Origin of the sequence: Micromonospora inyonensis (assembly GCF_900091415.1) — a bacterium.
GTDB classification, from domain to species: Bacteria; Actinomycetota; Actinomycetes; order Mycobacteriales; family Micromonosporaceae; genus Micromonospora; species Micromonospora inyonensis.
In genome coordinates this window covers 1546204-1572888 of the sequence record NZ_FMHU01000001.1, presented here as the reverse complement: position 1 = coordinate 1572888, position 26685 = coordinate 1546204, and the positions used below count along the sequence as shown (strand labels likewise).

23 protein-coding genes, 1 tRNA gene and 2 pseudogenes are annotated in these 26685 nt (G+C 71.6%); 10 read left to right on the top strand and 16 right to left on the bottom strand.

Annotation, left to right across the window (positions count from 1 at the left end; all coding sequences use genetic code 11):
- Positions 1-92 precede the first annotated feature (92 nt).
- The 4 genes from GA0074694_RS07105 (at position 93) to GA0074694_RS07090 (ending at position 3180) form a co-directional block, all read left to right on the top strand.
- The gene (locus tag GA0074694_RS07105) at positions 93-893 is read left to right on the top strand and encodes a DUF881 domain-containing protein (protein ID WP_091454270.1); all 801 of its coding nucleotides are present in this window, start codon (positions 93-95) and stop codon (positions 891-893) included.
- Between the two features lie 494 nt (positions 894-1387).
- Positions 1388-2233 (top strand): class E sortase, encoded by an 846-nt coding sequence (locus GA0074694_RS31495; RefSeq protein WP_091458778.1) that lies wholly within the window; start codon positions 1388-1390, stop codon positions 2231-2233.
- Between the two features lie 4 nt (positions 2234-2237).
- Complete coding sequence (locus GA0074694_RS07095; RefSeq protein ID WP_091454268.1) at positions 2238-2525, top strand: hypothetical protein; 288 nt, start codon at positions 2238-2240, stop codon at positions 2523-2525.
- Between the two features lie 4 nt (positions 2526-2529).
- Entirely contained in the window at positions 2530-3180 is a 651-nt protein-coding gene (locus GA0074694_RS07090) for an aminodeoxychorismate/anthranilate synthase component II (RefSeq protein WP_091454266.1), read from the top strand.
- 66 nt (positions 3181-3246) lie between these two features.
- On the opposite strand, the gene pknB is transcribed toward GA0074694_RS07090, so the two are convergent.
- Genes pknB through GA0074694_RS07055 form a run of 7 tightly spaced genes read right to left on the bottom strand, consistent with a single transcriptional unit; the run spans position 3247 to position 12259 of the window.
- Positions 3247-5067 (bottom strand): Stk1 family PASTA domain-containing Ser/Thr kinase, encoded by a 1821-nt coding sequence (gene pknB / locus GA0074694_RS07085; RefSeq protein WP_091454263.1) that lies wholly within the window; start codon positions 5065-5067, stop codon positions 3247-3249.
- Positions 5064-6542 carry a serine/threonine-protein kinase gene (locus GA0074694_RS07080; RefSeq protein ID WP_091454261.1) on the bottom strand — a complete coding sequence of 493 codons (1479 nt, stop codon included), beginning with the start codon at positions 6540-6542 and terminating at the stop codon, positions 5064-5066. The genes pknB and GA0074694_RS07080 overlap by 4 nt, the downstream gene beginning before the upstream one ends.
- A 3-nt stretch (positions 6543-6545) precedes the next feature.
- Positions 6546-8057: a peptidoglycan D,D-transpeptidase FtsI family protein gene (locus GA0074694_RS07075; protein WP_091454258.1), complete on the bottom strand. Its 1512-nt coding sequence runs from the start codon at positions 8055-8057 to the stop codon at positions 6546-6548.
- Positions 8054-9541: an FtsW/RodA/SpoVE family cell cycle protein gene (locus GA0074694_RS07070; RefSeq protein WP_091454256.1), complete on the bottom strand. Its 1488-nt coding sequence runs from the start codon at positions 9539-9541 to the stop codon at positions 8054-8056. Before GA0074694_RS07070 ends, GA0074694_RS07075 begins: the two co-directional genes overlap by 4 nt.
- A gap of 28 nt (positions 9542-9569) precedes the next feature.
- Positions 9570-10979: a PP2C family protein-serine/threonine phosphatase gene (locus GA0074694_RS07065; RefSeq protein WP_091454253.1), complete on the bottom strand. Its 1410-nt coding sequence runs from the start codon at positions 10977-10979 to the stop codon at positions 9570-9572.
- Entirely contained in the window at positions 10976-11464 is a 489-nt protein-coding gene (locus GA0074694_RS07060) for an FHA domain-containing protein FhaB/FipA (protein WP_091454250.1), read from the bottom strand. Before GA0074694_RS07060 ends, GA0074694_RS07065 begins: the two co-directional genes overlap by 4 nt.
- A 6-nt stretch (positions 11465-11470) precedes the next feature.
- Positions 11471-12259, bottom strand: coding sequence for an FHA domain-containing protein (locus tag GA0074694_RS07055; protein WP_091454247.1), 789 nt, complete (start codon positions 12257-12259; stop codon positions 11471-11473).
- A 211-nt stretch (positions 12260-12470) separates the two neighbouring features.
- Between GA0074694_RS07055 and GA0074694_RS07050 the strand changes: the two genes are divergently transcribed.
- The 3 genes from GA0074694_RS07050 to GA0074694_RS07040 all read left to right on the top strand — a co-directional run bounded on the left by GA0074694_RS07050 (position 12471) and on the right by GA0074694_RS07040 (position 14543).
- Positions 12471-12556 (top strand) — tRNA-Leu (locus GA0074694_RS07050).
- A 113-nt stretch (positions 12557-12669) separates the two neighbouring features.
- Positions 12670-13743, top strand: coding sequence for an NAD-dependent epimerase/dehydratase family protein (locus GA0074694_RS07045; protein WP_091454243.1), 1074 nt, complete (start codon positions 12670-12672; stop codon positions 13741-13743).
- Positions 13740-14543, top strand: coding sequence for a WecB/TagA/CpsF family glycosyltransferase (locus GA0074694_RS07040; RefSeq protein ID WP_091454239.1), 804 nt, complete (start codon positions 13740-13742; stop codon positions 14541-14543). The genes GA0074694_RS07045 and GA0074694_RS07040 overlap by 4 nt, the downstream gene beginning before the upstream one ends.
- A gap of 60 nt (positions 14544-14603) precedes the next feature.
- Here GA0074694_RS07040 and GA0074694_RS07035 read toward each other — a convergent pair whose 3' ends face one another.
- The 4 genes from GA0074694_RS07035 to GA0074694_RS07020 form a co-directional block, all read right to left on the bottom strand.
- A complete protein-coding gene (locus tag GA0074694_RS07035) occupies positions 14604-16457 on the bottom strand; it encodes a S8 family peptidase (protein WP_091454236.1) in 1854 nt (617 codons plus the stop codon).
- A gap of 154 nt (positions 16458-16611) precedes the next feature.
- On the bottom strand, positions 16612-17019 hold the full coding sequence (locus tag GA0074694_RS07030; protein WP_091454232.1) for a hypothetical protein: 408 nt from the start codon (positions 17017-17019) through the stop codon (positions 16612-16614).
- A gap of 273 nt (positions 17020-17292) precedes the next feature.
- Positions 17293-17514, bottom strand: a complete 222-nt coding sequence (locus GA0074694_RS07025; protein ID WP_091454227.1) for a DUF397 domain-containing protein — start codon at positions 17512-17514, stop codon at positions 17293-17295.
- A complete protein-coding gene (locus tag GA0074694_RS07020; RefSeq protein ID WP_091454223.1) occupies positions 17484-18365 on the bottom strand; it encodes a helix-turn-helix domain-containing protein in 882 nt (293 codons plus the stop codon). Before GA0074694_RS07020 ends, GA0074694_RS07025 begins: the two co-directional genes overlap by 31 nt.
- 696 nt (positions 18366-19061) lie before the next feature.
- Between GA0074694_RS07020 and GA0074694_RS07015 the strand changes: the two genes are divergently transcribed.
- Positions 19062-19349, top strand: coding sequence for a hypothetical protein (locus tag GA0074694_RS07015; protein ID WP_091454218.1), 288 nt, complete (start codon positions 19062-19064; stop codon positions 19347-19349).
- Between the two features lie 98 nt (positions 19350-19447).
- Positions 19448-19897: a hypothetical protein gene (locus GA0074694_RS07010; protein WP_091454214.1), complete on the top strand. Its 450-nt coding sequence runs from the start codon at positions 19448-19450 to the stop codon at positions 19895-19897.
- Here GA0074694_RS07010 and GA0074694_RS07005 read toward each other — a convergent pair.
- Positions 19866-20510 (bottom strand): PASTA domain-containing protein, encoded by a 645-nt coding sequence (locus GA0074694_RS07005; protein WP_091454210.1) that lies wholly within the window; start codon positions 20508-20510, stop codon positions 19866-19868. The genes GA0074694_RS07010 and GA0074694_RS07005 overlap by 32 nt on opposite strands.
- Positions 20511-20856: 346 nt before the next feature.
- On the opposite strand from GA0074694_RS07005, the gene GA0074694_RS07000 reads away from it, so the two are divergent.
- Positions 20857-22224 (top strand): hypothetical protein, encoded by a 1368-nt coding sequence (locus tag GA0074694_RS07000; RefSeq protein ID WP_245714575.1) that lies wholly within the window; start codon positions 20857-20859, stop codon positions 22222-22224.
- Positions 22225-22325: 101 nt separating this feature from the next.
- On the opposite strand, the gene GA0074694_RS06995 is transcribed toward GA0074694_RS07000, so the two are convergent.
- The 4 genes and pseudogenes from GA0074694_RS06995 to GA0074694_RS06985 form a co-directional block, all read right to left on the bottom strand.
- Positions 22326-23804: a glutamate-cysteine ligase family protein gene (locus GA0074694_RS06995; RefSeq protein ID WP_091454205.1), complete on the bottom strand. Its 1479-nt coding sequence runs from the start codon at positions 23802-23804 to the stop codon at positions 22326-22328.
- Between the two features lie 88 nt (positions 23805-23892).
- Positions 23893-24153, bottom strand: a pseudogene (locus GA0074694_RS30755) (IS701 family transposase); the annotation flags it as partial.
- A gap of 27 nt (positions 24154-24180) precedes the next feature.
- Entirely contained in the window at positions 24181-25023 is an 843-nt protein-coding gene (locus GA0074694_RS06990) for an IS5 family transposase (RefSeq protein ID WP_091453604.1), read from the bottom strand.
- Between the two features lie 432 nt (positions 25024-25455).
- Positions 25456-26569: pseudogene (locus GA0074694_RS06985) on the bottom strand (ISL3 family transposase); the annotation flags it as partial.
- Between the last annotated feature and the right edge of the window lie 116 nt (positions 26570-26685).

The window sequence follows — 26685 nt, the reverse complement described above, 5'->3', positions numbered from 1 at the left end:
GGGGTCGATCGAATGCAGGTAGTGACCGAAAAGAGCGGAACTGGTCGGGTGCCGAGCCCGTCCTGACGGGTGACCACGGGAAGGAGCGCGCGGTGGAGTACACATCCGGCGCGGCGTCCTGGCAGAAGGTGCTCCGGCGGGCCGTGGCCGGACTGCTGCCCCGACGACCGCGCCAGCGACGTCCGGGGTGGTCGCTCGGCGTACCCCTGATCGCCGCCGCGGCCGGGCTGCTCTTCACCACCACCGCCACCACCGCCGGGGGCACCGCCCTGCGCGAGGACCGCCGGCCGCAGCTCACCCAGCTCATCGACGACACCCGGGAACGGGTGGCGGCGCGGGAAACGGAGGCGGCGCGACTCCGGGCGGACGTGGAACGGCAGACCGAGGCGCTCGCCGACACCGACCAGCCGATCGCGGCGGAACGTGGCCGGGCGGCGGCCGGCCGGCAGTCCGCCGGGTTCACCGCGCTCACCGGCCCGGGGGTCACCGTCGAACTCGACGACGCCCGGCGGCTCGAGAGCCTGCCCGAAGGGGCGAGCAACGACGACCTGGTCGTCCACCAGGGGGACGTCCAAGCGGTCGTGAACGCGCTCTGGGCCGGCGGCGCGGAGGCCATGTCAATCATGAACGTCCGCGTCCTGACCACCAGCGCGGTACGCTGCGTAGGTAACACCCTGCTCTTGCACGGCCGGGTGTACTCCCCTCCATTCAAGATCGTAGCAATCGGCGACCCCGCTGCGCTCCAGCAGGCCCTCGCCGCTTCTGAGGGAGTCCGGTTGTTCAAGGACGCGGTCGACCACTACCAGCTCGGCTACCGCGAGACCGTCTCCACGGTCAGCGTGCCGGCCTTCGAGGGTTCGACAACGCTCCGCTCGGCGAAGGTGCCCCGGTGACCGGGACGTCCGACGACCGGCGGGGGGAGCGCCCGGGTTGGCACCAGGCCGGTCACCCGGAGGAGCCCACCGCCGTCCTCCCCCGGGTGGACCGCCCCAGCGGCCCGCGAGAGCCCGCCGCCGGGCGCTGGCCGGACCCGGTTCCGCCGCGGCCCAGCGCCCCGCCCGTGTCCACGGCTCCGCCCGCCGCTCCACCCCGATCCGCCCGGCCACCGGTGCCGCCGCCGTGGGCACCGCCGACCTCCCCGCCGCCGGCCCACCCGTCCGCGCCGCCACGCTGGCCCGGTAACCCGTCCGCTCGCCCCGCCGCTCCCGGCCCCGGCCGACGTCCGGACCCGGCCGGTACGACGGCGCCGGCCAACGACCGGCCGCCAGCCGGCACGGCCGCGCCGGCCAGCCACCGGCGACCGGGCGGCGACATCGAGGGGCCGACCGTGGTCATCACGGCGCTCGGCCGGCGCGCAGCAGCCCCGGGTCCCGACACGACGGCCCTGATGGGCGCCGTTCCGCCTCTCCCGGCCCGCGACGACGAGCCGGCCACCACCGGACCCGACACCGCCCCACCGCAGCCCCGCCGGGGTGAGCGGGTGGTGCAGCTGCGCCCGGAGCAGACCGACGGGGGCTACCGCAGCGTCTACTCGGAGCTGACCCGTCCCACGGTCTGGTCCCGGCTGCGCGGCGGCATCCGGGTCAGTGGTGAGGTCCTCATCACCTTCGGCCTGGTGGTGCTCCTCTTCGCCGGGTACGAGGTGTGGGGCAAGTCCGCCATCGTCGACGCCCACCAGAACGACCTCAGCCAGCAGCTGGAACAGTCGTGGGGCCCGCAGGGCGACCCCACCGTGGCACCGTCGGCGACCCCGAGTCCCCGCACGACGCCGGCACCGGTGAACGGCAAGCCGATCGCCGGGCTCCACATCCCCAGCCTCGACAAGAACTGGATCGTGGTGGAGGGCGTCACCCAGAAGGACATCCGGTACGCGCCGGGGCACTACCCGAAGAGCGCCATGCCCGGTGAGCTGGGCAACTTCTCCGTCGCCGGCCACCGCAACCGGGCCACCTTCTGGCGGCTGGACGAGCTGGACGACGGTGACGCGATCGTGGTCGAGACCAAGGAGAAGTGGTACGTGTACCGCGTCTCCCAGACCCGGATCGTCAAGCCGTCGCAGGTCGAGGTGGTCGCACCCGTCCCCGGCAGGCCGGGGGCCAAGCCGACCAGGCGGATGCTCACCCTCACCACCTGCAACCCGAAGTTCGACAACTACGAACGGCTGATCATCCACGCCGAGATGGAACGCTCACAGGACAAGTCGGCGGGTCGCCCGGCCGAACTGGGGGGCTGAGGTCGTGTACGCGTGGATCTGGCGGAAACTCCCGTTCGGCCTCCCCGGCAAGCTGGTCGGCTCGGTGCTGCTCGCCTCGGCGACGGTCGCGCTGCTCTGGTACGTCGTCTTCCCCTGGGCCGAACCGCTGCTCCCCTTCGACGACGTGCAGGTCACCCAGGACGCCGAGGTGCCCGGCGGCCCGGCCGGGGGAGACCCCGGGGTGCCCGGTGGCGAGCCGCCCGGTGACGAGCACGACCTGCCGTACGACACGGAGCAGAACAACACCCCACCCCCCTCTCCGGACAGGTGAGTCGATGCGCGTACTGGTGATCGACAACTACGACTCGTTCGTCTTCAACCTGGTGCAGTACCTCGGCCAACTCGGCGTGGACTGCGAGGTGCGCCGCAACGACGAGATCGACATCGACGAGGTGGGTCGGATCGGCGCGGCCGGCATCCTGCTCTCCCCCGGTCCGGGCAGCCCGGACCGGGCCGGCATCTGCCTGGACGTCGTCCACCGGTACGCCGGTGAGCTGCCGATCTTCGGTGTCTGCCTCGGCCATCAGGCCATCGGCGAGGCGTTCGGTGCCACCGTGGCCCGCGCCCCGGAGCTGCTGCACGGCAAGACCTCGCTGGTACGGCACTCCTCGACCGGTGTCCTGGCCGGGCTGCCCGACCCGTTCACCGCCACGCGGTACCACTCGCTGGCGGTGCTCCCCGAGACCCTGCCGGACGAGCTGGAGGTGACCGGCTGGACCGGTTCCGGGGTGGTGATGGCGATGCGCCACCGCACCCTGCCCGTGGAGGGGGTCCAGTTCCACCCGGAGTCGGTGCTCACCGAGGGCGGCCACCTGATGCTGGCCAACTGGCTCGCCACCTGCGGCTTCACCGCAGCCCGGGAGCGTGCGCCGGAGCTGGCCGCCGAGGTCGATGCCCGCCGCCTGGCCGCCTTCGCCACCGTCTGACGGCCCGGTGGGCCCGGCCCGGCCGGGTCGGTCCGGGGAGGGTTCTCCCGTCTCGCCGGGCCGGTGTCAGCTCCAGGAGGAGTCGTCGCGGGGCGGCATGGTCGGGAACGGCAGGCTGCCGCCCCGCCCACCGTCGGTCGGCGTCGGGGTCGGGGTCGTCCCGTCCGTCGGCGGCGTGCCACTCGGGTCGGGTTCGGGCGCCGGCTGGCTGACCGTGATGGTCACCGTCTGCCCCCGGGCCAGCGACGACCCGCCCTTCGGGGTCTGGTTGGTCACCCGCCCCGCCTGGTCCTTCGGCACCTCGTCGCCCTTGCGCACCTTGACCTCGTAGCCGGCCTCGCGCAGCTCCTCCTTGGCGTCCTCCTCGCTCTCGCCGACCACGTCCGGCACCTGGCGGACGTTGCCCCGGGAGACCTCGACGACGACCTTGCTGCCCTCCGGGACGCTCTTCCCTGAGGTCGGGGTGAGCTTGACGACCAGCCCCTCGGGCTCGTCGCTGTTGACGTCCTTGCGCTCCGGAACGAGCTTCAGTGCCTTGAGCTGCGCCTCGACGTTCTCGTAGCGGGATCCCTCCAGGTTGCCCGGGATGGTGACGACCGGCTTGCCGCCGCACATGTGCAGCGTGACCGTCTCGTTCTCGTTGATCTTCTCGTCGGCCGGCGGATCCTGCTCGGCGACGGTGTCCTTCTTGCAGTCGCTGCTGAGCACCGGCGTGCCCACCTCGTACCGCAGCTTCGCGGCCGTCAGGTCGGCGATCGCCGCCTGCTGGCTCTTGCCGAGCAGGGTGGGCACCTGGACGGTGGTCTCCCGGTTCTGGAGCAGGAGCAGGCCGGCGACCAGGGCGATCACCGCGAGCACGCCGAGGCCGGCGAGGGTGGCGATCACCCAGGACGAGGCGCGGCGTCGGCGCGGGTCGCCCACCCGGGCGGGAATCTGCCGGGTCTGCGGGGCGGTCGCCGCAGCCGGGAAGGCGGCTGCCGCAGGTGCGGGCCCCATCGCTGCCGTCTCGTCCTCGCGGAGCACCGGCGTGGCGGCCACCGGACGCCCGGCGGCGGCCCGGAGGAGGTCGGCCCGCATCTCCCCGGCGCTCTGGTACCGGTTGAGCGGGTTCTTCGACAGCGCCTTCAGCACGATCGCGTCGATCGGGGGGGTGACGTCCGGGTTGATGTCGCTCGGCGTCGGCGGAGCCTCCCGGACGTGCTGGTAGGCGACGCTGACCGGGCTGTCCCCGACGAACGGCGGATGGCCACAGACCAGCTCGAACAGGACGCAGCCGGCGGCGTAGACGTCCGACCGGGCGTCCACCGCCTCGCCCCGGGCCTGCTCCGGGGAGAGGTACTGGGCGGTGCCGATCACGGCGCTGGTCTGGGTCATCGTGGTGGCACCGCTGGCCAGCGCCCGGGCGATACCGAAGTCCATCACCTTGACCTGGCCGGTCAGGGTGAGCATCACGTTGCCGGGCTTGATGTCCCGGTGGATGATGCCGTGCCGGTGGCTGAACTCCAGCGCCGCACACATGTCGGCGGTGATCTCCAACGCCCGGCGGGGCTGGAGGCGGCCCTCCGCGCCCAGCACCTCCTTGAGCGTCCGTCCGTTGACGAACTCCATGACGATGAAGGGCAGGGTCTCGCCGGTGGGGGCGGTCTCCTCGCCGGTGTCGTAGACGGCGACGATCGCGGGGTGGTTGAGCGAGGCGGCGTTCTGCGCCTCCCGGCGGAACCGCATCTGGAAGGTCGCGTCGCGAGCCAGGTCCGCCCGGAGCATCTTGATCGCGACGTCCCGGCCGAGCCGCAGGTCGCGACCGCGGTGCACCTCGGCCATACCGCCGTAGCCGAGGAGCTCGCCGACCTGGTACCTGCCACCCAGCAGGCGGGCCTGCGCAGTCATCGCGTCTGTCGTCCTTCGCTCGTCGTCGTCCCGTCGCCAGCCGGCACGGGCAGTCCCACCCGACGGTACGACGACGGGGTGCCGCCGTCATCTCCGCTCTCCGTCGGTGCTGCAGACGTCACGTTCGGTGACGGGAGCAGGCCGGCCGAGCTGGCCGTCGAGTCGTCGCCGTCCTGCATGCTGTAGGAAATCACGCCGGAACAGATCAGGACCAGCACGGCGAGCGCGATGACGACCAGGACGGTCCGGGCGCGCGGCCCGCTGTCCGGCGGAAGCGGCGGACCGGGCTGGTGAGCGTAGCCGACCTGGCGCGGCGGAGCCGACGGGACGGAGGCCGCGCCCCGGGGGTAGCCGGGGTGCGCCACCGGCGGACGCGACGGGGTGACCGGATGCGCAGCGACCGGGCGGTGCGTGACCGGCGGCGCGGGGCGGGGCGGGGACACCGGGACCGAGGCGACCGGACGCGCCGCCGCCGGCGGCCGGGCCTGCGGCTGCGGCTGCGGCTGCGGCCGGGCCTGCGGTACGACCGGCGGCCGGGGCTGCTGCCGCTGCGGGGGCGGGACCTGCGCCCGCGCCTGCGAGGTGGCCGGCGGGGTCGCCGGCGACGAAGGAGCGACGGAGACCGGCCGGGCCCGACCACCCGGGCGGTTCTGGTGGGCGAGGGCAGCCTTGACCTGCCGGGCCGCACCGGCCAGGGCGGCGGCGCTCGGCCAGCGGGCCGTCGGGTCCTTGGCCATCGCCCGGTCGACGAGCGCGCGGACCGGCGGCGGGATGTCCCCCGGCAGCGGACGCGGGGTCTCCCGGACGTGCCGCATCGCGATCTCCAGGGGGTTGTCCCCCTCGAACGGCCGACGACCGGCGAGGCACTGGTAGGCGACCACCCCGAGGGCATAGACGTCGGAGGCCGCGGTGGCCACCGCGCCCGCCGCCTGCTCCGGGGAGATGTACGAGGCGGTGCCGAGCACCGATCCGGCGGCGGTGAGCTGGCCGACCAGCTCGGACCGGGCGATGCCGAAGTCGGTCAGCACCAGCGTGCCGTTCGGACGGACCAGCAGGTTCCCGGGCTTCACGTCACGGTGCACGATGCCCTTGCCGTGGGCGGCGTGCAGGGCATCCGCGGCCTGGGCCACCAGCGCCATCGTCCGGGCGGGGGTGAGCCGGCCGACCCGGTTGAGGGTCGCCGAGAGGGCGTCCCCCTCGACGTACTCCATGATCAGGAAGGCGATCTGCTGGTCACTGCCGAAGTCGTAGATGTCGACCACACCGGGGTGGTTGATGGTCGCCATGGTGCGCGCCTCACCGCGGAACCGCTCGGCGAACCCCGGCTCGTCCAGCAACGCGGGAAGCAGACTCTTGACCGCGACGACCCGGCCGAGCACCTGGTCGGTGCCGCGCCAGACGTCGCCCATGCCACCACTGGCGATCCGCTCGTCGAGACGGTAGCGGTTGCCGAGCTGGACGCCGGGGCTGAGCATGTGTCACCGCCCTCCGGGATCCGCGATGGCCGCCCGCATGATCTGCCCGGCGATCCGGGCCGCCTCGGCGCTGCCGCCCTGGCCCGCCGACTCCAGCATGACGCAGACCGCGGAGACCGGCTTGCCGTCCTTGTCGAGGGCGAAGCCGATGAACCAGCCGTGGTCGTCGGTGTTCTCCCCGGCCTGCGCGGTGCCGGTCTTGCCGCCGACGGTATACCCGTCGATCCGGGCTTTGCGGCCGGTGCCCTCGGTCACCACGTTGACCATCATGTCCCGCAGGTCGTTGGCGACCTGACCGCTGATCGGCTGCCGGAGCTGCTTCGGGTCGGCGGTGTAGTAGTTGGTCGTCCGGTCCGGGCCGAGCAGCTGCTGGACCAGGTAGGGCCGCATCTGGGTGCCGTTGTTCGCCACCGCGGCGGCGATCAGGGCACCCTGCAACGGGGTCATCCGGACGTCGAACTGGCCGATCGACGACTGCGCCAGCCCGGCCGGGTCGTCCCCGCCGTCCGGGTTCTTCATCTCCCCGGTACGGCTGGGGGCCACCGGCAGACCGGCTTCGTCGAGGTGGCCGATGGTCAGGTCCTCCTGCTCGAAGCCGAACTGGCGGGCCTTCTCCTTGACCGTGTCGGCCCCGAGCCGGACGCCGAGCTGGGCGAAGCCGGTGTTGCACGACTCGGTGACCGCGTTCATCAGGGTCACCTCGTCCTCCGGGCAGATCGACGGGACGGCGTTGCGGATCGGCGTACCGGAGGTCGGGGCGGTGTAGCTGGGGCCCGCCGGGATCATGGTCTGCTTGCCGACGCCGTTCTCGAGTGCGGCGGCGGCCACCACGATCTTGAAGGTCGATCCGGGTGGCAGCGTCTCGCCCAGCGCCCGGTTCCGCAGCGGACCGGCCGGGTCGCCCTCCAGCTTGTTGTACGCCGCCGACGCCGCGCTGGTTTCGTGGCTGGCCAGCGGGTTCGGGTCGAAGCTGGGCATGGAGACCAGCGCCTGGACCGCCCCGGTACGCGGGTCCAGCGCGATCGCCGCCCCCCTGGTCGCGCCCAGTTCGTTGTTGGCCAACTGGGTGTACGCCGTGTCCTGCGCCCGCTTCGAGATGGAGAGCAGCACGTTCCCGCCACCGGACGGCTCGCCGGTGACCCGGAGCATGTCCCGGAACCGGTCGGCGAAGAGCTGGTCGCTGGTGCCGGCGAGGAAGTCGTCCTCGGCCCGCTCGATGCCGGTGTCCCCGAGGTTGACCGGCTTGAAGCCGAGCACGTGCGCGTACTTCGGCCCGGCCGGGTAGGTCCGCAGGTACCTGAGGCTGCCGTTGGTCTCCTTGCTGGTGGCCACCGGAGTACCGCCGGCCTCGATGTTGCCGCGCTTGCGGTCGTACTCGGCAACCTGGACCCGGCCGTTGTAGTCGCTGGTGCGGTACTCGTCGGCCTTGTACGCCTGAATCCAGTTCAGGTTCATGAAGAGCAGGCCGAACAGGACCAGGACGACCACGCCGACCCGACGGAGCGGTGCGTTCACGGGCGGATCACCTCCGTAGGGGCACCGTGGAGCTGCTCGGGTGGACCGGCGCTGCCCGGTCGGGCGGCCGACCCACCGGAGACCGGACGCCGGCCGGCGTCCGAGATACGCAGCAGGACGCCGACCAGCAGCCAGTTCGCCATCAGGGAGGAACCACCGGCGGAGAGGAACGGCGTGGTCTGGCCGGTGAGCGGGATGAGCCCGCTGATCCCGCCGACGATCACGAAGACCTGGAGGCCGAGGGTGAAGGCGAGACCGCCGGCGAGCAGCTTGCCGAACGAGTCCCGGACGGTGAGGGCGGCCCGCAGCCCGCGCTGGACGATCAACAGGTAGACCACCAGGAGGGCGGAGAGGCCGAAGAGTCCGATCTCCTCACCGATGCCGGCGAAGATGAAGTCGTTCTGCACCTCGGGCAGGACGTCCGGGGCCCCGCCGCCCGGACCGGCCCCGAACAGGCCGCCGGTGCCGAGCGCGAGCAACCCCTGCACCAGCTGGTAGCCGTCGTTGAGCGGGTCGGCGAACGGGTCCAGCCAGATCTCGGCCCGGAGGTAGAAGTTGGCGAACGGTCCGCCGACCGTGCTGCCCAGGAAGTAGGCGAGGTAGGCCCCGCCGAAGAAGAGCAACAGACCGATCAACAGCCAGCTCACCCGCTCGGTGGCGATGTAGAGCGTGACCACGAACATGCCGAAGTAGAGCAGCGAGGTGCCGAGGTCCTTCTCGAAGACCAGCACCATGAGGCTGATCAGCCAGACCACGACCACCGGGCCGAGATCCCGTCCCCGGGGGAAGTCGATGCCGAGGAACCGGCGGCTGGCCAGCGACAGGACCTCGCGCTTGCGCACCAGGTAGTAGGCGAAGAAGACCAGCAGCGCGAGCTTGGCGAACTCGCCGGGCTGGATGGAGAAGCTGCCGACCCGGATCCAGAGCTTGGCACCGTTGATCTCGGAGAACCGGTTGGGCAGCACGGCGGGGATCATCACCAGCACGATGCCGGCGAGGCCCAGCGTGTACGCGTACCGGGACACCGCGCGGTGGTCCCGCATGAGCACCAGCAAGCCCGCCGCGAGCATCACCGAGACCAGCGTCCAGGCCAGCTGCCGACCACCCGTGCCGGCGAAGATCGCCAGGTCGGCCCGCTCGGCGGCCGGCGCGTCGGCCAGGTCGAGCCGGCGCAGGAAGCCGACGCCGATGCCGTTGAGCAGGGCCACGGCGGGAAGCAGGGCCGGGTCGGCGAAGGGCGCGAGATACCGGATCACCACGTGCAGGCCGAGGAAGACGGCGGAGAGCGCGACGGCCGGGATCCAGAAGTCGCCGGTGACCTTGTCGAGCACGTTCGCCTCGACCATGCCCCCGTACGCGGCGACCAGCACCATGGCCACCGCGAGCAGGGACAGCTCGGCGTTGCGCCGGGATCGGGCCAGGCGTACGCCGGGCTGCTCGCCCGTCGTGCCGGGCGAGGCTGCCGGGGTGGCCTGGGCGGTCACGGTCGGATCCTCGGGGTCGGGCCGGCGCTCACTCGGGCGACCGGCAGCCCGCCGGTTCGAGGACCGGCGGAACCGTATCGGTGGGCAGGGCGTCCGGGGTCGGGGTGACGCTCGGCGCGGCCGAGGGCGTCGGGGTCACCCGGCCACCGGCGGCCGGGGTCGCCGTGGGCACCGGCGTGGTCACGGTGGGGCTGGTGGTGGGGCTCGGCGGGCAGATCGGCTTCAGGTTCGGGTTGGCCGGGTCGTCGTCGGTCAGCTCGGCCAGCCGCCGGGTGGCGTCCGACTCGCTCTTGGCCTGGATGCCCTGCTTCACCCGCTCCTGGGCGGCCGGGGTGAGGTCCTCCAGGTCGGCGGCGCTGGTGCGGTGGACGTTGGAGAGGTCGAGGCCGGCGATCTGCCCGGGGACGCCCTGGAAGACGGCGAGCTGGCCGTCGTCCGTGGCGCCGACGTAGTACTGCCGCTGGGTGTAGCTCCAGCCGGCGAAGAGACCGCCGCCGAGGAGGGCGAGCAGGACGACCAGCAGCAGGGCCGTACGCAGCGGCCGGTGCCGGCGGCGCTCCGGCTCGTCGTCGCGGTTCGCCGAGGGCTCCTCGGGAACCGGCGGACGGGGCGCGTTCAGGGCCGAGGCGCGGGCCGCCGGGGTGGAGACGTCCGCCGAGGTGGCCATGCCCCGGTCGCGGGCGGCCGCGCCGCCGACGATCGGGCTGGCCTCGACGATGTCGTGGTCGGTCGCGTCGGCGATGATCACGGTGATGTTGTCCGGCCCACCGCCACGGAGCGCCAGCTGCACCAGCCGCTCGACGCACTGCTGCGGGTCGGTGTACTCACGCATCGTGTCCGCGATGGTCTCCGCGCTGACCACGCCGGAGAGGCCGTCGCTGCAGATGAGGTACCGGTCGCCGGGAAGGACCTGCCGGACGCTGTACTCCGGGTCGATGTCCCGGCCGTCCAGCGCGCGGGTGAGCAGCGAGCGCTGGGGGTGGCTACTCGCCTCCTCGGCGCTGATCCGGCCCTCGTCGACGAGCATCTGGACGTAGGTGTCGTCCTTGGTGACCTGGGCGAACTCGCCGTTACGGAGGAGATACGCCCGCGAGTCTCCGATGTGCACCATGCCGAGCTTGGTGCCGGAGAAGAGGATCGCGGTGAGCGTGGTTCCCATCCCCTCCAGCTGGGGATTGGCGTCCACCGTGTCACGGAGCTGCTGGTTGGCGGTGTCCACGGCCTGTCGCAACGCGTCGACGAGTGCGTCCCCCGGGACGTCCTCGTCGAGCGGCGCCATGGCACCGATGACGATGTTGCTGGCGACGTCACCGGCGGCCATGCCGCCCATGCCGTCGGCGACGGCGAGTAGCCGCGGTCCGGCGTAGACGGAGTCCTGGTTACCGTCTCGGATCAGACCGCGGTCGCTGTGGGCCGCATAGCGCAGGGTCAGAGTCATGGCCGTAATTCGAGAGAAGTGCGGCCGATACGGATCGGCACGCCGAGGGGGACGGGGGTTGGTCCGGTGACCTTAGCGCGATCCAGATAGGTGCCGTTAGTCGAGCCGAGGTCCTCGACGAACCACTGCCCGTCACGGGGCAGCAGCCGGGCGTGGCGTGCGGAGGCGTAGTCATCGGTGATGACCAGGGTGGAGTCCTCCGCCCGGCCGATGGTTATCGGCGCTTCGCCCAGGGTGATCCGGGTGCCGGCGAGTTGCCCGGCGGTGACCACGAGCTGGTGGGCGGCCCGCCCCCGCTTGACCTTGGCGGGTTTCGCCGCCGCCTGGTTGGTGGCGGCGCCGACCGAACGGGGGGCGGCCACCAGCCGGCCGGAGCGGGCACCTGCGAAGAGGTCCCGCCGGATCACCCCCACCACCGTGAACACGAAGATCCACAGGAGGATGAGGAACCCGAACCGGGCGACGGTGATGACGAGTTCGGGCAAGGCGGGTCAGCCGTCCACGCGGAAGGTCAGGGTGGTGGTACCGAGCTGGATCATGTCGCCCGGGCTTAGCGCGACGGCGGAGACCCGCTGACCGTTGACCATCGTGCCGTTGGTCGAACCAAGGTCGGTGAGCACGACCTGACCACCGTCGAAGTCCAGCCGGGCGTGTCGGCGGGAGATGCCGACGTCGGGCAGGCGCAGGTTGGCCTGGTCGCCCCGGCCGATCACCGTCGAGCCCATCTGGAGCGGGTAGGTGCGACCGTCGCCGGAAACCAGCCGGACGTTGCGCGCGCCACCGTGGCCGGGGGGCGGGCCGTAGCCGCCACCCTGGTCGTACGCGGGGTATCCGGGCGGCCCGGCGTCGTAGCCGGGAGCCGACACCGGGGCCACCTCGCCGCCGGTGTAGACCTCGGCCGTGACCCGGAACATGCCCGTGTCCAGCCCCTCGCCGCGCTCGATCTCGACGATCACGTCGCCGTAGACCGTCCACGCCTGCTCGCCGATGAACTCGGCCTGAGACTGGGCCAGCTCCTGGGCGAGCGCGGCGGCGTACGGCGCCAGCCGGCTGTGGTCGTACGGCGAGAGATCGATCACGTAGCGGTTGGGCACGAGAGTGCGCCCACCAGCCAGGATCGCCTTGTGCGCCTCAGCCTCCCGCTGCATGGCGTTCAGGATCTCCACGGGGTGGACAACACCCTTGAAGACCTTGGCGAAGGCTCCTTCGACCAGGCCTTCCAGACGCTTCTCGAAGCGTTGCAGCACGCTCACCGGCTCCTCCTCGGGTCCCGAGGACATGATGGTATCCGGCCGTCGCTCGCGCAGCTCACACGCCGCTCGGCCGCCTGCTCTCGGCCCGTTCGGACGGGCCCTGATCGTCGTGCTACTCTTCTCCCCGCCACGAACGGTAACCGATCGTGGCAACGGCCGGGAGCACGTACGATGTCCGGGCCACCCCCACTGGCGACAGCGAGGGCGGCACGCATTAGAGTGATCCGGGTCATGCCACGGGGAAGTGGCGGAATGGCAGACGCGCACGGTTCAGGTCCGTGTGCCCGAAAGGGCGTGAGGGTTCAACTCCCTCCTTCCCCACCAGAAGTCAAGGGCTCCGCAGTTGCGGGGCCCTTGCCGCGTCTACGGGACGGCACGGATCGTCACGTTATGCTCCGGTGGTTCCCTCTGCCCCCTAACGACCCGTGGAGTGGCGTGTGAGTGTCGCGGTGGTGACCGGTTCGGGCGGTCTGATCGGCTCGGAGGCGGTTCGGCACTTCGCCGGTCTCGGTCTCCAGGTGGTCGGCATCGACAACGACATGCGGCAGGAGTTCTTCGGCGCCGAGGCGTCCACCGCGTGGAACGTGCGCCGGCTCGCCGACGAGCTCGGCGCGGCGTACTCGCACCACGGCATCGACATCCGCGACCGGGACGCGCTGGCGGCGCTGTTCCGCCGCTACGGCCGGGACGTGGTCGTGGTGATCCACACCGCCGCTCAGCCCTCGCACGACTGGGCGGTGCGGGACCCGTTCACCGACTTCGACGTGAACGCGGCGGGCACCCTCAACGTGCTGCAGAACGTCCGGGAGCACTGCATCGACGCGGCGGTGATCCACTGCTCGACCAACAAGGTCTACGGCGACCGGCCGAACAGCCTGCCCCTGGTCGAGTTGGAGACGCGCTGGGAGATCGAGCCGGGGCACCCGTACGAGCAGGGCATCCGGGAGGACATGTCCATCGACTCCTGCCTGCACTCGATCTTCGGGGCCTCGAAGGTCGCCGCCGACGTCATGGTCCAGGAGTACGGGCGCTACTTCGACATGAGGACCGCCTGCTTCCGGGGCGGCACGCTCACCGGCCCCGCGCACTCGGCCACCGAGCTGCACGGCTTCCTGGCGTACGTGATGCGCTGCAACATGGAGCGCCGGACGTACAAGATCTTCGGGTACCAGGGCAAGATGGTCCGGGACGCCATCCACAGCTCGGACGTGGTCTCGGCGTTCGAGGCGTTCTTCCGCAACCCGCGCTCGGCGGCGGTGTACAACCTCGGCGGCGGCCGGCACTCCAACACCTCCCACCGCGAGGCCTTCGCGCTGGCCGAGCAGATCACCGGCCAGGAGATGACCACCGAGTACGTCGAGGCCAACCGGGTCGGCGACCACAAGTGGTGGATCGGGTCCAACGAGGCGTTCCAGCGGGACTACCCGGACTGGAAGCAGGTCTACGACGTACCGATGATCCTGCGGGAGATCTACGAGGCCAACGTGGAGAAGTGGGTGCCGCAGTCATGACCTCGCGCAAGCGCAACGTGCTCGGCGTCCTGGTGGACGCCACCGACTACGCCGCCGCCACCGAGGAGGTGGTCCTGGCCGCCCGCGAGCGGCGGCCGATGGCGCTGACCGCGTTGGCCGTGCACGGCGTGATGACCGGTGTCCTCGACCCGGCGCACAACGCCCGGCTGAACTCCTTCGACGTGGTCACCCCGGACGGTCAGCCGGTGCGCTGGGCGCTCAACCTGCTGCACTCCGCCGGACTGGACGACCGGGTGTACGGCCCGGAGCTGACCCTGCGGGTGCTCGCCCGGTTCGCCGACGAGGGCCTGCCGGTCTACCTCTACGGTTCCACGGAGGAGACGCTGAGCCGCCTGATCCCGGCGCTGGAGCGGATGTTCCCGGCCCTGAAGATCGCCGGGGTGGAGCCGTCGAAGTTCCGTCAGGTGCAGCCGGGCGAGGACGTCGAGATCGCCGACCGGATCCGGGCGAGCGGGGCGCGGCTCGTCCTGGTCGGGCTGGGCTGCCCGCGCCAGGAAGTCTTCACGTACGCCATGCGACCGCTGCTGGACATGCCGCTGATGGCGGTCGGGGCGGCCTTCGACTACCACGCCGGGCTGCTGCGCAACCCCCCGCCGTGGATGCAGCGGGCCGGACTGGAGTGGTTCTGGCGGCTCGGTCTGGAGCCGAAGCGGCTCTGGAAGCGGTACGTCATCCTCAACCCGGCCTACCTGGCCCGACTCGGCGCGCAGAAGACCGGCTTGTGGAAGGCCCGTCCGCCGGCACCGGCCGCCGAGCGCCTGTCGACCTTCGCCGTCTGACCCCGCCCCACACGCGAAGGGGCTCCTCCCGGAGGAGGAGCCCCGTGTGCTGTGGTTCTGTTACAGGTTCAGCGACCAGGTGTTGATGTTGCCCGTGTCGCCGCTGAAGACGTCCCGCACCTGGAGACGCCAGGTGCCGTCGGCCGCCTCACCGGCGAGGTTCGCCGGGTAGGTGGCGATGACGTTGTCCGCGCCGTCGAAGAGGGAGTAGTTCTTCAGGCGGTACGCGGTGCCGTCCGGGGCGATCAGGTCGATGACCAGGTCACCACGGTAGGTGTGCACGATGTTCACCGACACGGTCGAGGTGGCCGAGGCGGCCCGGCCGCAGCCGGAGATGGTGATCGAGCTGGTGGCGGTGCCCGGGTCCGGGATCGCCACGTCGGTGTCGTTGGTGCCGGAGCAGCTGCCGCCACCGTTGCCGGTCACCGTCAGCGAGTAGGTCGCGGTCCGGCTGCCCGAGGCCGCGGTGCCGGTCACGGTCACCGAGTAGGTGCCGGCCGGGGTGCTCTCCGAGGTCCTGATGGTCAGCGCCGAGGAGGCACCCGAGGTGACGGTGGCCGGGTTGAACGAGGCGGTCGCCCCGGAGGGCAGCCCGCTGGCCGAGAGGCTCACCGACTGGGCGGAACCGTTGGTGGTGGCGGTGTTGACGGTGGCGGTCACCGCACCGCCCGGCGCGGTCGAGCCGGAGGCCGGCGAGACCGAGACGGAGAAGTCGTTCGTCGGCGGGGTGTCGCTGTTGGCGACGTAGAGCAGCTTGTTCGGCGAACCCGTCCCGGGGTTGGTCACCACACCGCTCGTGGTGTCGTTGACCAGCTTGTCCCGGACCTGCTGCGGGGTCCAGGTCGGGTTGGCGCCGGCCACCAGGGCCGCCGCGCCGACCACGTGCGGCGTGGCCATCGAGGTGCCGCTGATGTTGTTGGTGGCGGTGTCGCTGGTGTTCCACGCCGAGACGATCGACGAGCCCGGCGCGAAGATGTCCAGGCAGCTGCCGAAGCTCGAGAAGGACGACCGGGCGTCGGTGTTGGTCGTCGCGCCGACCGTGATGCCCTCGGGGGTACGACCCGGCGAGCCGGTGCAGGCGTCGTTGTTGCTGTTGCCGGCGGCCAGACCGTAGGTCACACCCGAGGCGATGGAGTTGCGGACCGCGGTGTCGAGCGTCGCGTTGGCGCCACCGCCGAGGCTCATGTTGGCCACGGCCGGCTTCTGCGCGTTCGCGGTCACCCAGTCCACGCCGCCGATGACGCCGGCGTTGGTGCCGCTGCCCTGGCAGTTGAGCACCTTGACGGCGACCAGCTTGACACCCTTGGCGATACCGTACGCCGTACCGCCGACCGTGCCGGCGACGTGCGTGCCGTGCCCGTTGCAGTCGGTGTTGTTGGTGTCTGCCGTGTTGGTGCCCCAGACCGCCCGGCCACCGAAGTCGCTGTGGGTGGTCCGGATGCCGGTGTCGACGATGTAGGCGGTGACGTTGCTCGCCGTACCGGGGTACGTGTACGAGTTGTCCAGCGGCAGTGCCCGCTGGTCGGACCGGTCCAGACCCCACGAGGGCGTCGGGCTCTGGGTGGCGGCGATGCTGACCGTGTGGTTCTGCTCGACGTACGCGACGGCGGGGTCCGCCGCGATCCGGGCCGCGGTCTTGGCGTCGCCTTGGACCTCGAAGCCGCGCAGCGCGGCGCTGTAGGTCCGGGCGACCTGGCCGCCGTGCTTGTCGACCAGCCGCTTGGCGTTGTCGCTCACCTTGGTCCGGGCGACCGTGGTGTCCTTGAACACAACGATGTAGCTGTCGGCGACGGCGGTGGCACCGCCGGCTCTCAGGATGCTACCGACAGGCTCTGCGGCCAGCGCCGGCGTGGCGGTCGCCGCCATCGACACGGCGGCCACCCCAACCAGAATCGACCTGCGTGGGAGACGCATCTCCCTACCTCCCCTCCGACCGGCACACGGTCCCCCCACTCGGGAAAATCGAAGATCGCCGATCAAGCTGAGGCTAGGCCGCCATCTGTGTCCAACAAAACATACTAAAGTATCAATAACGCTGCGGGATGACCCGCGCGGGGCGGCGGTGGGATCAGCGCCCGCGACCGCCACCCTGCACGTACAGCAGTTCCAGGATGGCCCGGGTCGCCTCGAACCAGCGGTCCAGCCAGCCGGGCGGCGGCACGCTGCCCCGGGGCGGCAACTCCATCAGCAGGCCACGCAGGAGCGGATGGTCCGCCAACGCCTCGGTGGGCTCGACCGGCCACCCCGTCGGCGGGAACGACGGCTCGGTGAGCGGGTTGGTGTCCAGCGACGGCAGGGAGAGCGGCCCGGCCTGGTCGGGCGCGGTGACGCTGCCGCTCTCCCGGCTCCCGAGGTCGGAGTCGGTGGAGACCACCTCGGTCAGGACGGTGTCCCGGCGGGCACCGCGGTACTTGCCGCCGAACCGCTCCGGCTTGCCCGGCCCGTTGGTGAGGTTCTCTGATCCGATCGTCGTCATCCGTCCACCTGCCTCGCTCGGTTGCGGATCCGCCCTGGCCGACCGCTCGGCCGACCGATGACGAGAGGTACAACGAGGTGGGACGGAAGTGGCGACGGGTTCCGGGCCACCGTCACCGGACCCGCGTCGACGCCGGACACGACGAGGGCGCGGCCCCCGCCCCGGCCTCGCTGCCGGGACACGGGGACCGCGCCGCGCCGTCACACCGGCGGTGGAGGCTACGGGTACGGGACCGGCCTCCACCGCCGTCACGCCGTCCGGTCCGCCGGCGGCTCAGCCGCGGCCGAACGCCTCCCGCCTGGTGCCGCCGACGAAGGCGAGCCAGTCACCGGGGGCGAACACCAGGGCAGGCCCGGTCGGGTCCTTCGAGTCACGGACCCCGACCGCCCCGGTCACGAACGCCACCTCCACGCAGTTGTCGCAGTTCGGCCCGCTGCGCGAGCTCTTGAACCACGATGCGTGCGTCAGGTCCGCGAGGACCCTCTTGGTCGCCATTTCCACAACGGCTCCTCTGCCAGTTCTGCGATGTGTGCGATGGACGCCTCCGGTAGCATGGCCTGGGTTCGAATCTGGTCGAAGATGTAGTTGTAGCGCCGAAGCTCGTCGCTCTTCTCCAGGAAGAGCCCACCCGTGGCGTTTTCCGCATACACGACATCCGGATCACCGGGCTCGGGGAAGTCGAGGATCGTGAACGAGCCGTCCATGGCCGCATGAGCCCCGACGTGGAAGGGCAGCACCTGGATGGTGACGTTCGGCAGCTCGGCCAGTTCCACCAGCCGGGCCATCTGCGCACGCATCACCTCGTCACTGCCCACCGGCCGGCTCACCACCGCCTCATCGAGCACCACCCAAAGATCGATCGGAACGTCCTGGGTCAGTAACGACTGGCGGTTGGAACGGACACGCACCCTCTGGTCCACCTCGTCGGCCGGCATGTCCGGGCGGGCGAGCTCGATCATCGCCCGGGCGTAGTCGGCTGTCTGGAGCAGTCCCGGCACCACCTGCTGTTCGTACGCCCGCATCGAACCGGCGGCGTCCTCCAGCCCGACGTACGCCCCGGAGAGCACCGAATTGTACGGGTGCCACCATCCCCGCTGGCGCGCCTCCCGGGCGATCTGCACCAGCTCCTCGCTCTCGGCCTCCGGCACCCCGTAGATCGCGAGCATGTCCCGCACGTCGCGAGGGGTGACCGAGGTGTGGCCGGTCTCGATACGCGAGACCTTCGACGCCGAGCACTCCAACCGCTCGGCCACGGCCTCGATGGTGGTCCCGGCTGCCTCACGCAGCCGGCGCAGTTCCGCGCCGAGCCGGCGACGTCGGATCGTGGGGCTTCGGCGTTCACTCACCGGGTCGTCCCTCCCCCAGGACCCTGCGGCTTGCCGGCTCACTCCTTCCGCGTGTTGTCCCAGGCTCTGTCGTACGGCGGCGGGGGTCGCAAGCACTTCTCGCGCTCACCGGGGGTACCTCCGGTCGATCGCGCCCGTACTGACTCGCCCGCCGAGGGCGCGACCGTCGACCGGCGGGCGATCGTTCGCGGCGGGCTTGGTTGCGGTCATCAGCCGGCCGCGGCGGCAAGAAACCGGCGTCCAGTGTGCCGGTTCCCTGACCACGGCATCAAGCGTCGACGATAGAGGCGGTCCGGGGGCGGACCGTTCAGGTATCGGCAAAAGTCGACGTGCAACTTGCATGTGCCCTGCCACTCGTGCAGTCTGTCCGCATGGCTCGGGTTACTCACCGTTTCGATCTGGTTCCGCAGCGCGGTCGCGGCGTCACGGAAGATCAGGACGGCTCCTGCCCGAACAGGACAAACAGACCTGCCTCCGGGGTAAGGACTTCGCCGCTGGACGCCTGTCGGCTTCGGCGGTGGGAGCGGTAACCGGAAGCACCGGGTGCTGGTCGGGCGCGTCCCGCCACCGCGGGCGCGTCCCGACCAACACCACCTCACCATGCCGGTTCGCCCCAGCGGCACCACCGCTCCGGGCCGGTCTCCCGTTCACGCCTCCCGCCGGCCCGTCGCCGGCCGATCCCTCACAGGAGCCGATGTGCTTCCCCGCTCTGGTGACGTACTGCACGTGACTCGTGCGGCAAGTGTGCAGTTCCGCCGGTCGATTCTGTTCCGTGTGATCCGTGTGCTGGACTGGCCGGCCTTCGACGGCTGGCTCTGGATCGACGGCTACGAGCTGAACGCGGCAGGAGACGCGGTCAACCGAAGAACGATCTTCGTGCAACGCGCCGGTCTGGTGCGGGTGCAGGCCGCGCCGGAACCTCGGCCGCACACCGTCCGGACCACCCGACGACCGGCGGCCAGAACCCCCGTCCGCGTGGGCTGAGCTGGGCATTTCCCCGAATACGGGTGGGCGGTGCCCATAGACTGGGTGTGCCCACCCCGGCAGGTGACACCCCGCACGTCCCGGACCCTGACCCTGGGATGACCATGCTCAACCGCACCGCCGTCCGTCGGCGTTCCCTGTCCCGTGTCAGCTACGCCGCCGGCCTGCTCGTCCTGATCGGCGCCGCGACCGCGCTCGTGGTCGTGGTCCGGGTACCGGCCCACTCCACCACCCAACTGACCGTTCCGACCCCACCGAGCCCGTCCGCGTACGACGCGCCTCCGCCGGACGGCGGCTCCACGCCGCCCGGCACCGGGGGCCACCGGCCCGGAACGGGTGCGGGACAGCCGGAGGGCGCACTGCCGGAGCCGCCCGGTGGCACACCCATCGGCACCGGCCGTCCCGCTCCGGCGTGGGGCGCCGGACCCGGCGCGTCGGGCGGCACGGCGGAGGATCTCCACCAGTCCCTGATCCTCTCCGGCCTGCTCGGGCTGGCCGTCTCCCTGACCGGCCTCGTCATCGTGGGATCGCGCCGACGGATGTGGTGACGGCTCCTCCGGTCGCGCCGGTGGTCGGGGCGCGGGTGGCGGTCGGAGTGGGGGCCGACGTCCGATCCGGCGTCGTCGGCAAGGTGGACGGCCCGCTGCCCTCGGAGACGACCAGGGTGACGTCGGTGCCGAGCGGTACCCGCTCACCCGCCTGCGGCTCGGTCCCGATCACCGTCCCGGCCGGTCGTCCCGACCGGCGCAGTTCCGACCGGTACCCCAGTCCCAGCCGGTCCAACGCCGCCTCGGCCGCCGACCTGGGCAGCCCCACCAGGTCCGGCATGGGGACCCGGGCCGGTGTGGTCGCCGCCCCGGTGGTCGGCGGGCCGGCCGTCGGCGGAGCGGGGCTCGGCGAGGGCAGGGGTGCCCGGGGAGTCCCGTCCGATCCGGTTCGGACGACCAACCACAGGCCCAGACCCAGCGTGGCGAGGACGGTCAGCGCCACCGAGGCCACCAGGATCGGCATCCACCACCGTCGGTCGCCCTGCTCCTCCACGTACCACTCGCCCGGGGCCTCCTGCCGTACGGACCTCGGCGGCGGCACCTCCGCCCGGCCCGACCAGGAGGTGGTCGCGGGCCGCGCCCCCGGTCCGCCGGGCGACGCCGACGACTCCACCGTCGGCTCCCGACGTCCTGACGGTGCCCCCGGTGCGCCATCCCGACGCTCGGGAGGAGGGCGACCGCCCGGCGGCGGGACGTGACGGTTCCCGGGGACCCCTCCGGTCCACGGCTCCTGGCGATCGTCGCTCACGGCACGTCCTTCCCGACCGGGCTGCCATCCGGCCCGCAACACTCCGAACTACCCAGATAACGGCTGTCCGTCGCGAAAGGTCGGCACCGCCCGCCCTGTCGTCCGGATGACGTGCCGTGACCGTGGGGCGATCGGCGGTTCCCCCGGCCGACCTGCCCGCCCGTCCCCGTACCACCAGGTCGCCCGATGGGCCGCGGGAACGCTGCCCGGCATGGCCGTACGGGGCTGGGGAGGAGCGCTGGCGACCGCGGTCGGCATCGCCGCCGGAGCGGGTGCCACCCAACTCGGCTTCGGCTACGGGCTGGGCATCATCAGCTGGACACCCCCGGACCCGGGGGCCGGCGGCTCGCCCGACACGCTCTGGGCGACGAGCCTGGGCTGGGCCACCTGGATCGCGGCCACCTCGACCATCGCCGGGGCGGTGGGGGCGCAGCGCCTGGCCCGGCGGTCCACCGGAGGGGCCCACTCCCGGAGCCGTCCGAGCGGGATCCCGGCCGCCCTGGGGGCGACGTTCGGCGCGCTGGTGGCCGTACTGCTCGTGGCGGTGCCGGCCCGCGTGGCCGCTCCCACCGACACCGCCGCCCCGCAGACCATGGCCGCCGCGTACGCCGGGGCGGGCCTGTTGGTCGGCTTCCTCGTCGCGATCTGGGCCCAACGCTCGCCCCCGGCCGCGGCCAACATCGTCGCCAGCGTCGGCTGGCTCTGGGCGCTCGCGGTGGCCGCGGTCGTCGACGGGGTGCTCGTAGGTCGCGGCATGACCAGCGCCCAGCTCGGGTTCTGGCAGCTCGCCGACCGTCCGGGGATCCGGCTCGGTGACCACCTCTCCTGGCTGGCGGCGGTGCTGTCGCTCGGCTCCGCCCTGGTCATCGGCGCGCTCACGGCACGCCGGGCCGCCCGGTCGACGTACCGACGGGTCGGGGCGGCGGCCTCCGGGGCGGCGGGGCCGTTCCTGGTCGCCGTCGCCTGTCTGCTGACCGCGCCCCGGCTGCCCGGGATCGGCGCCGAGCAACTCTCCGCACAGCTCGTCGCCGCGTACGCGGTGGTCACCGGTGTCGCCGGCTCGGTCCTGGTCGCCGCCCTGGCCCAGCGACGGGACGAGGCGACCGCCGGTGCTGGTACCAGCGTCGGCGCGATCGGCCCCGAGGGCGACACCGCGACGGGCGACGCCGACCCGACCTCGGTCGGGGTCGGTACGACCGATGCCGCCGCGTCGTCTCCGGCCGGGCCCACCGGCCCGGACCCGACCGGCACCGACCCCGTCCTCCCTGGCGTCGGCCGGGGTCCGGTCGCCGACCCCGGTCGGGATGCCGACGCCGGTAACTCCGCCGGTCCGGCCGGCACCGCCACCACCGCCGGCACTGTCGACACCGACACCGACACCGACACCGGCACCGGCACCGCCGACACCGGCACGGCACGCCGTCGTGCCGCCAGGTCCACGTCGAGAGTTCCCCGGCCGCGTCGCGAGGAGCCGCCCGCCGGCACGTCGAGCCTCGGGACGGCCGGACCGACCGACGCCCCGGACGGCCCGGGTACCCCACCACCGGCCGCTCCGCCGCCGAGCCGGACCGGGTGGTGACGGACGACGTGCCCGGAACTCCGCCCACCGCCGAGCCGGCTCCGCAGCCTCGTCCGCGAGGCCGCGCCGCGACCCGGCGGCCCCGCGACTGACCGACGACCTCAGTCCACCGGCCAGGTGTGCACCGGTTCGTTGGTGCGTTGCAGCTCGGCGTAGCGCCGCACCATGTGGTGCAGTGCCGCGTCGCGGTCCATGCCCCGGTGCCGCTCCGCCGCCCAGACCGTCTCGGTCTGCCAGACCGCACCGTTACGGCCGGTGCGGCAGCGCTGCTCGATGATGCCGAGCAGACGGTCGCGCTCCGCCGGGTCGACGCCGAACCGGTCCAGCCCGGTCGCCGCCTTCGGCAGCAGCACGTCGAGCACCAGCTGGCTCACCGGCACGTCGCCCAGCCGGGGCCAGTGCAGCACCGCACCCAGGCCGCGCCGGGCGGCGACGTGGAAGTTCTCCTCGGCGGAGCTGAAGGTGAGCTGGCTCCAGATGGGACGGTCGGACTCGGCGAGGCCACGGGCGAGCCCGAAGTAGAAGGCGGCGTTGGCCAGCATGTCCACCACCGTGGGTCCGGCGGGCAGCACCCGGTTCTCGACCCGCAGGTGGGGGCGGCCGGCCATGATGTCGTAGACCGGCCGGTTCCAGCGGTAGACGGTGCCGTTGTGCAGCCGTAGCTCGCTCAACTCGGGGACCCCACCGGCGTGCAGCACGTCGACCGGGTCCTCGTCGTCGCAGATCGGCAGCAGCGGCGGGAAGTACCGGACGTTCTCCTCGAACAGGTCGAAGATCGAGGTCACCCACCGTTCGCCGAACCACACCCGGGGGCGTACCCCCTGAGCCTTCAGTTCGTCCGGCCGGGTGTCGGTGGCCTGCTCGAAGAGGGCGATCCGGGTCTCGGCCCAGAGCTGCCGGCCATAGAGGTACGGCGAGTTGGCCCCGACCGCGACCTGCACCCCGGCGATGGCCTGGGAGGCGTTCCAGTAGTCGGCGAAGCTGTCCGGGGCGACCTGGAGGTGGAACTGGAGGCTGGTACAGGCCGCCTCGGGGGCGATCGAGTCGGTGTGCGTCTGCAGCAGCTCCACGCCCCGGATGTCGAGTTCGATATCCTCGCCCCGGGCCCCCACGATCTGGTCGTTGAGCACCCGGTAGCGCTGGTTGGTGGAGAGGTTGTCGGCCACCAGGTGCCGCTCGGTCAGGGTCGGCAGGATACCGACCATGACGATGGTGGCGTCGGACCGCGCGGCCCGCTCGCCGGCCCGGCTCAGGCTGCCGCGCAGGTCCTCCTCGTACTCGGAAAAGCCCCGGCCGCCGATCAACCGGGGGTTGGCGTTGAGTTCGAGGTTGAACCGCCCCAGTTCGGTCTGGAACAGCGGGTCGGCGATGGCGGCGAGGATCTCGTCGTTCCGCATCGCCGGCTCGGCCGCGGGGTCGACCAGGTTGAGTTCGATCTCCAGTCCGGTCATCGGACGGTCCGCGTCGAAGCCGAAGTCGTCGAGCATCAGCGCGAACACGTCCAGACACCGTCGGACCTTCTGCCGATAGCGGACCCGGTCCTCTCGGGAGAAGGCGCCCTGCGCGACGTCCCTGCCCATCTGTCCTCCCGGCGCGAGGCGCAGTCGACGCGACCCGAGGGGACGGCAACGACGGCGCGTTGTGAGCTTCCACGTTAGTACTCCAACGTCACTTGATCCTTCGGCTGGCTTGGTGACTGAGTCTGCGCTGGTAGTGGGATCGTCGGGCTCGGGCTTGGGATGTTCGTCGCCATATCGACCAGTGCAGGGTGTGTTCTGGTGGAAGCGGCCGGGTGAGGACGAGGGCGTTCAGGAGCCGGCGGATCTCGGCGACGGTCAACGCGATGATCTTCGGGTCGGCGTCGGGCTGTTGAGCGGTGAGGATGGTCAGGACGGCCAGGGCGAGCATGGCCAGGGTGATGGACCGGTGTTAGAGGTCGCGCGGAATGGTTGTTGATCATCGGCGGCGGGCGGGTCGGTTGTTCCACCGGTAGAGGGTCCATGCACGCCGGATGAGGCTGCGGACGGTGATGATCGCGTCGGCGAGGTCGAAGAAGGCGTCGATGACCTTCTCTGTTCGTTCGTAGCAGCGTTGCAGCCGGTTGAACGCGTTGTGCCAGCTGTTCGTCCGTTCGACGTGCCACCGTTGGCTCGCCTGGATGGGCGCCTTGTCGCCCTTGTGGGCGATCTCACCGGTCAGGCCGCGCTCGGCCAGCAGGGCGCGGGTGACCTGGGAGTCGTATCCGGCGTCGAGGTGCACCGTGATGGCCTGGGGTAGTGGGCCGAGGTCGTCGAGGTGGTCGAGGGTGGGGCCGAGCAGGGGTGAGTCGTGTCGGTTCGCGCCGGCCAGGACCCGGCCGAGGGGGATGCCGTAGCCGTCGACCATCAACGAGCGTTTCATGCCCTGCTTGCCCCGGTCGACCGGTGAGCGTCCGGCGGCCTCGCCGCCGCCGGGAGCCTTGGTGATGCAGCCGTCCACGGCGATGTCGTCGAGGACCAGGCCGACGAGCCGGTCGTAGGCGTCCAGGGCGATCTGTTTGAGCTGGGCGAACACCCCAAGCTCTATCCACTCGTCACGGCGGCCGCGGATCGTGGTGGCCGAACAGGTGGCATCGGCGATCGCCTCGTAGGCGCAGCCGAACCGCAACACCTGGACCAGCTTGTCGAACACGATGCGGTCATCGATCCGCTTGCGGTGACAGCCCAGCGGATGTGTCGGTTGGTAGGTCGGCCGATCGGGGAGCAGCGCGGCGAACTGGACCCACAACGGCTCGATCAGCCATGCTGGGATGGCAGGCACAGAACCTCCCGTGATCACGGAGCGTCAGCAACTTCATGATCACCAGTTCTGTGTCTGCATCCGTTCAGGCGCGCCGATCAACCCACCATTCCGCGCGACCTCTTAGCCGGTCCAGCCGCGGACCTGGTATTGGTTCAGGCCGACCTGGTCTTTGCCGGTTTGGAACAGTTCTTCGATGCTCCAGCGGGAGCCGGCCACGGTCACGAGGGTGTGCAGTGGTACCGGTCGGGGTGACCAGCACAGGTAGAAGGCCAGCTCACCGGTGGTGCGGTTGCGGCGGATGAGTAGCCAGCGGTGCTCACCGGGCCGGGTGGCGGTGGTGATCCAGGCCCACAGGTAGTCGCGGGGTCCTTTCGCTCCCGGCCGGCAACTGTGCAGCTGCCACTCGGCGGTGGGGATCCGCTCGGCGACCTCGTCGACGCGTACGAGGGTGCCTTGGTTGATGTACTTGTGCAGGAGGTTCAGGCAGCCGGTGTAGCCGAGGGCCTTGATCTCTTCGAAGAGGTGCTTGACGGGGACGCCGGGGTCTTCGGCTCGGCGTTTGCGCAGGTGTTCGCGGTGGGGGTCGACGAGGCTGGCCCGGTACTTGGGGACGCGGAGCATCCGCTGGGGCCGGTCGGTGCGCGCGTAGCGTTTGACGGTGTTCAGGGCCAGCTGCAGGCGGCGGGCGCACTCCAGCAGGCCCACGCCCTGGTCGAGCAGGTCATGGACCTGGTGCCAGCGTTGCAGGGTCGTCCGCGCGCGGGGCCCGTCATACAGGGGCGCGTCCAGCACGGCGGCCCAGCAGGTGCTGTGTGCCTTCACCTCGCTCAGGGCGGCTTCGCACAGGTTGTGCCACAGGTGCCACCGGTCGGCGACCTGCACCGCGTCGGGCAGGGCGCGGCGGATGGCCTTGGCATAGGTGGCGGGGCCGTCACGGCACACGACCTGCACGCCCGGATGTTCGCGTAGCCACGCTTCGAGGGTGTGGGCGGTGCGGTCGGGCAGCACGTCGATCCGCTCGTGTTTCGGCGTCGATCAGCACGGTGGCGTAGCGGTGCCGCCGGCGCAGAGCGAAATCGTCCACGCTGATCACGCGGGGTGTCCGCCCGGTGGGCAACGGGATGCGTAGCAGGGCGCGCAGGGCCGTGTGACGGGACAGACCCATGGCGAGTGTCGCCAGCAGACGGGCTCCTGCCCGGCCCGCTAACTCCTTGACCGCGGCCTTGACGTGCCGGGACAGGCGGGCCGTGCGTCGCTGGTATCGCTCCAGCACCCCGGGAACCTGTTCGCGGAAGGTGTGGCGGCAGCCGCGCGTCGGGCACACCAGACGCCGCACCCGCACGCGGACCACCACCCGACGCCCGTCGACCGGAACGTCGGCCACCGTCCGCCAGTGATAGCCGTGGACCCGTTCCGACGAGGCCCCGCACGTCGGGCAGACCGCGGTGTCCTGCGGCGTCGGGGCCCGCACCACGATCCGCTCGCCCTCGTCGGCCACGTCCGCTACGACCAGCGGAGAAAGACCCGAAAACACCGTCCGCGCAAGCTCATCGACATCCTTCACGCCAGTGTCGACGACCCTCACGACTCTCCGTCACCACCGAATGTGAGACAGGGCCGAAATCCTACGCAGTCCCGGGTGGTGAACCCACTGCCAGGATTCAGTCGTGGGGTAACGGG

What these genes read in the sequence shown, in the direction of transcription:
- GA0074694_RS07080 (WP_091454261.1), bottom strand. Translation starts at nt 6,542, where the DNA reads ATGCTCAGCCCCGGCGTCCAGCTCGGCAACCGCTACCGTCTCGACGAG.
- GA0074694_RS07030 (WP_091454232.1), bottom strand. Translation starts at nt 17,019, where the DNA reads ATGACGACGATCGGATCAGAGAACCTCACCAACGGGCCGGGCAAGCCG.
- GA0074694_RS06995 (WP_091454205.1), bottom strand. Translation starts at nt 23,804, where the DNA reads ATGGGCAGGGACGTCGCGCAGGGCGCCTTCTCCCGAGAGGACCGGGTC.
- GA0074694_RS07090 (WP_091454266.1), top strand. Translation starts at nt 2,530, where the DNA reads ATGCGCGTACTGGTGATCGACAACTACGACTCGTTCGTCTTCAACCTG.
- GA0074694_RS07000 (WP_245714575.1), top strand. Translation starts at nt 20,857, where the DNA reads ATGGCCGTACGGGGCTGGGGAGGAGCGCTGGCGACCGCGGTCGGCATC.
- GA0074694_RS07055 (WP_091454247.1), bottom strand. Translation starts at nt 12,259, where the DNA reads ATGTCCTCGGGACCCGAGGAGGAGCCGGTGAGCGTGCTGCAACGCTTC.
- pknB (WP_091454263.1), bottom strand. Translation starts at nt 5,067, where the DNA reads ATGACTGCGCAGGCCCGCCTGCTGGGTGGCAGGTACCAGGTCGGCGAG.
- GA0074694_RS31495 (WP_091458778.1), top strand. Translation starts at nt 1,388, where the DNA reads ATGGGCGCCGTTCCGCCTCTCCCGGCCCGCGACGACGAGCCGGCCACC.
- GA0074694_RS07040 (WP_091454239.1), top strand. Translation starts at nt 13,740, where the DNA reads ATGACCTCGCGCAAGCGCAACGTGCTCGGCGTCCTGGTGGACGCCACC.
- GA0074694_RS07025 (WP_091454227.1), bottom strand. Translation starts at nt 17,514, where the DNA reads ATGGCGACCAAGAGGGTCCTCGCGGACCTGACGCACGCATCGTGGTTC.
- GA0074694_RS07035 (WP_091454236.1), bottom strand. Translation starts at nt 16,457, where the DNA reads ATGCGTCTCCCACGCAGGTCGATTCTGGTTGGGGTGGCCGCCGTGTCG.
- GA0074694_RS07010 (WP_091454214.1), top strand. Translation starts at nt 19,448, where the DNA reads ATGACCATGCTCAACCGCACCGCCGTCCGTCGGCGTTCCCTGTCCCGT.
- GA0074694_RS07065 (WP_091454253.1), bottom strand. Translation starts at nt 10,979, where the DNA reads ATGACTCTGACCCTGCGCTATGCGGCCCACAGCGACCGCGGTCTGATC.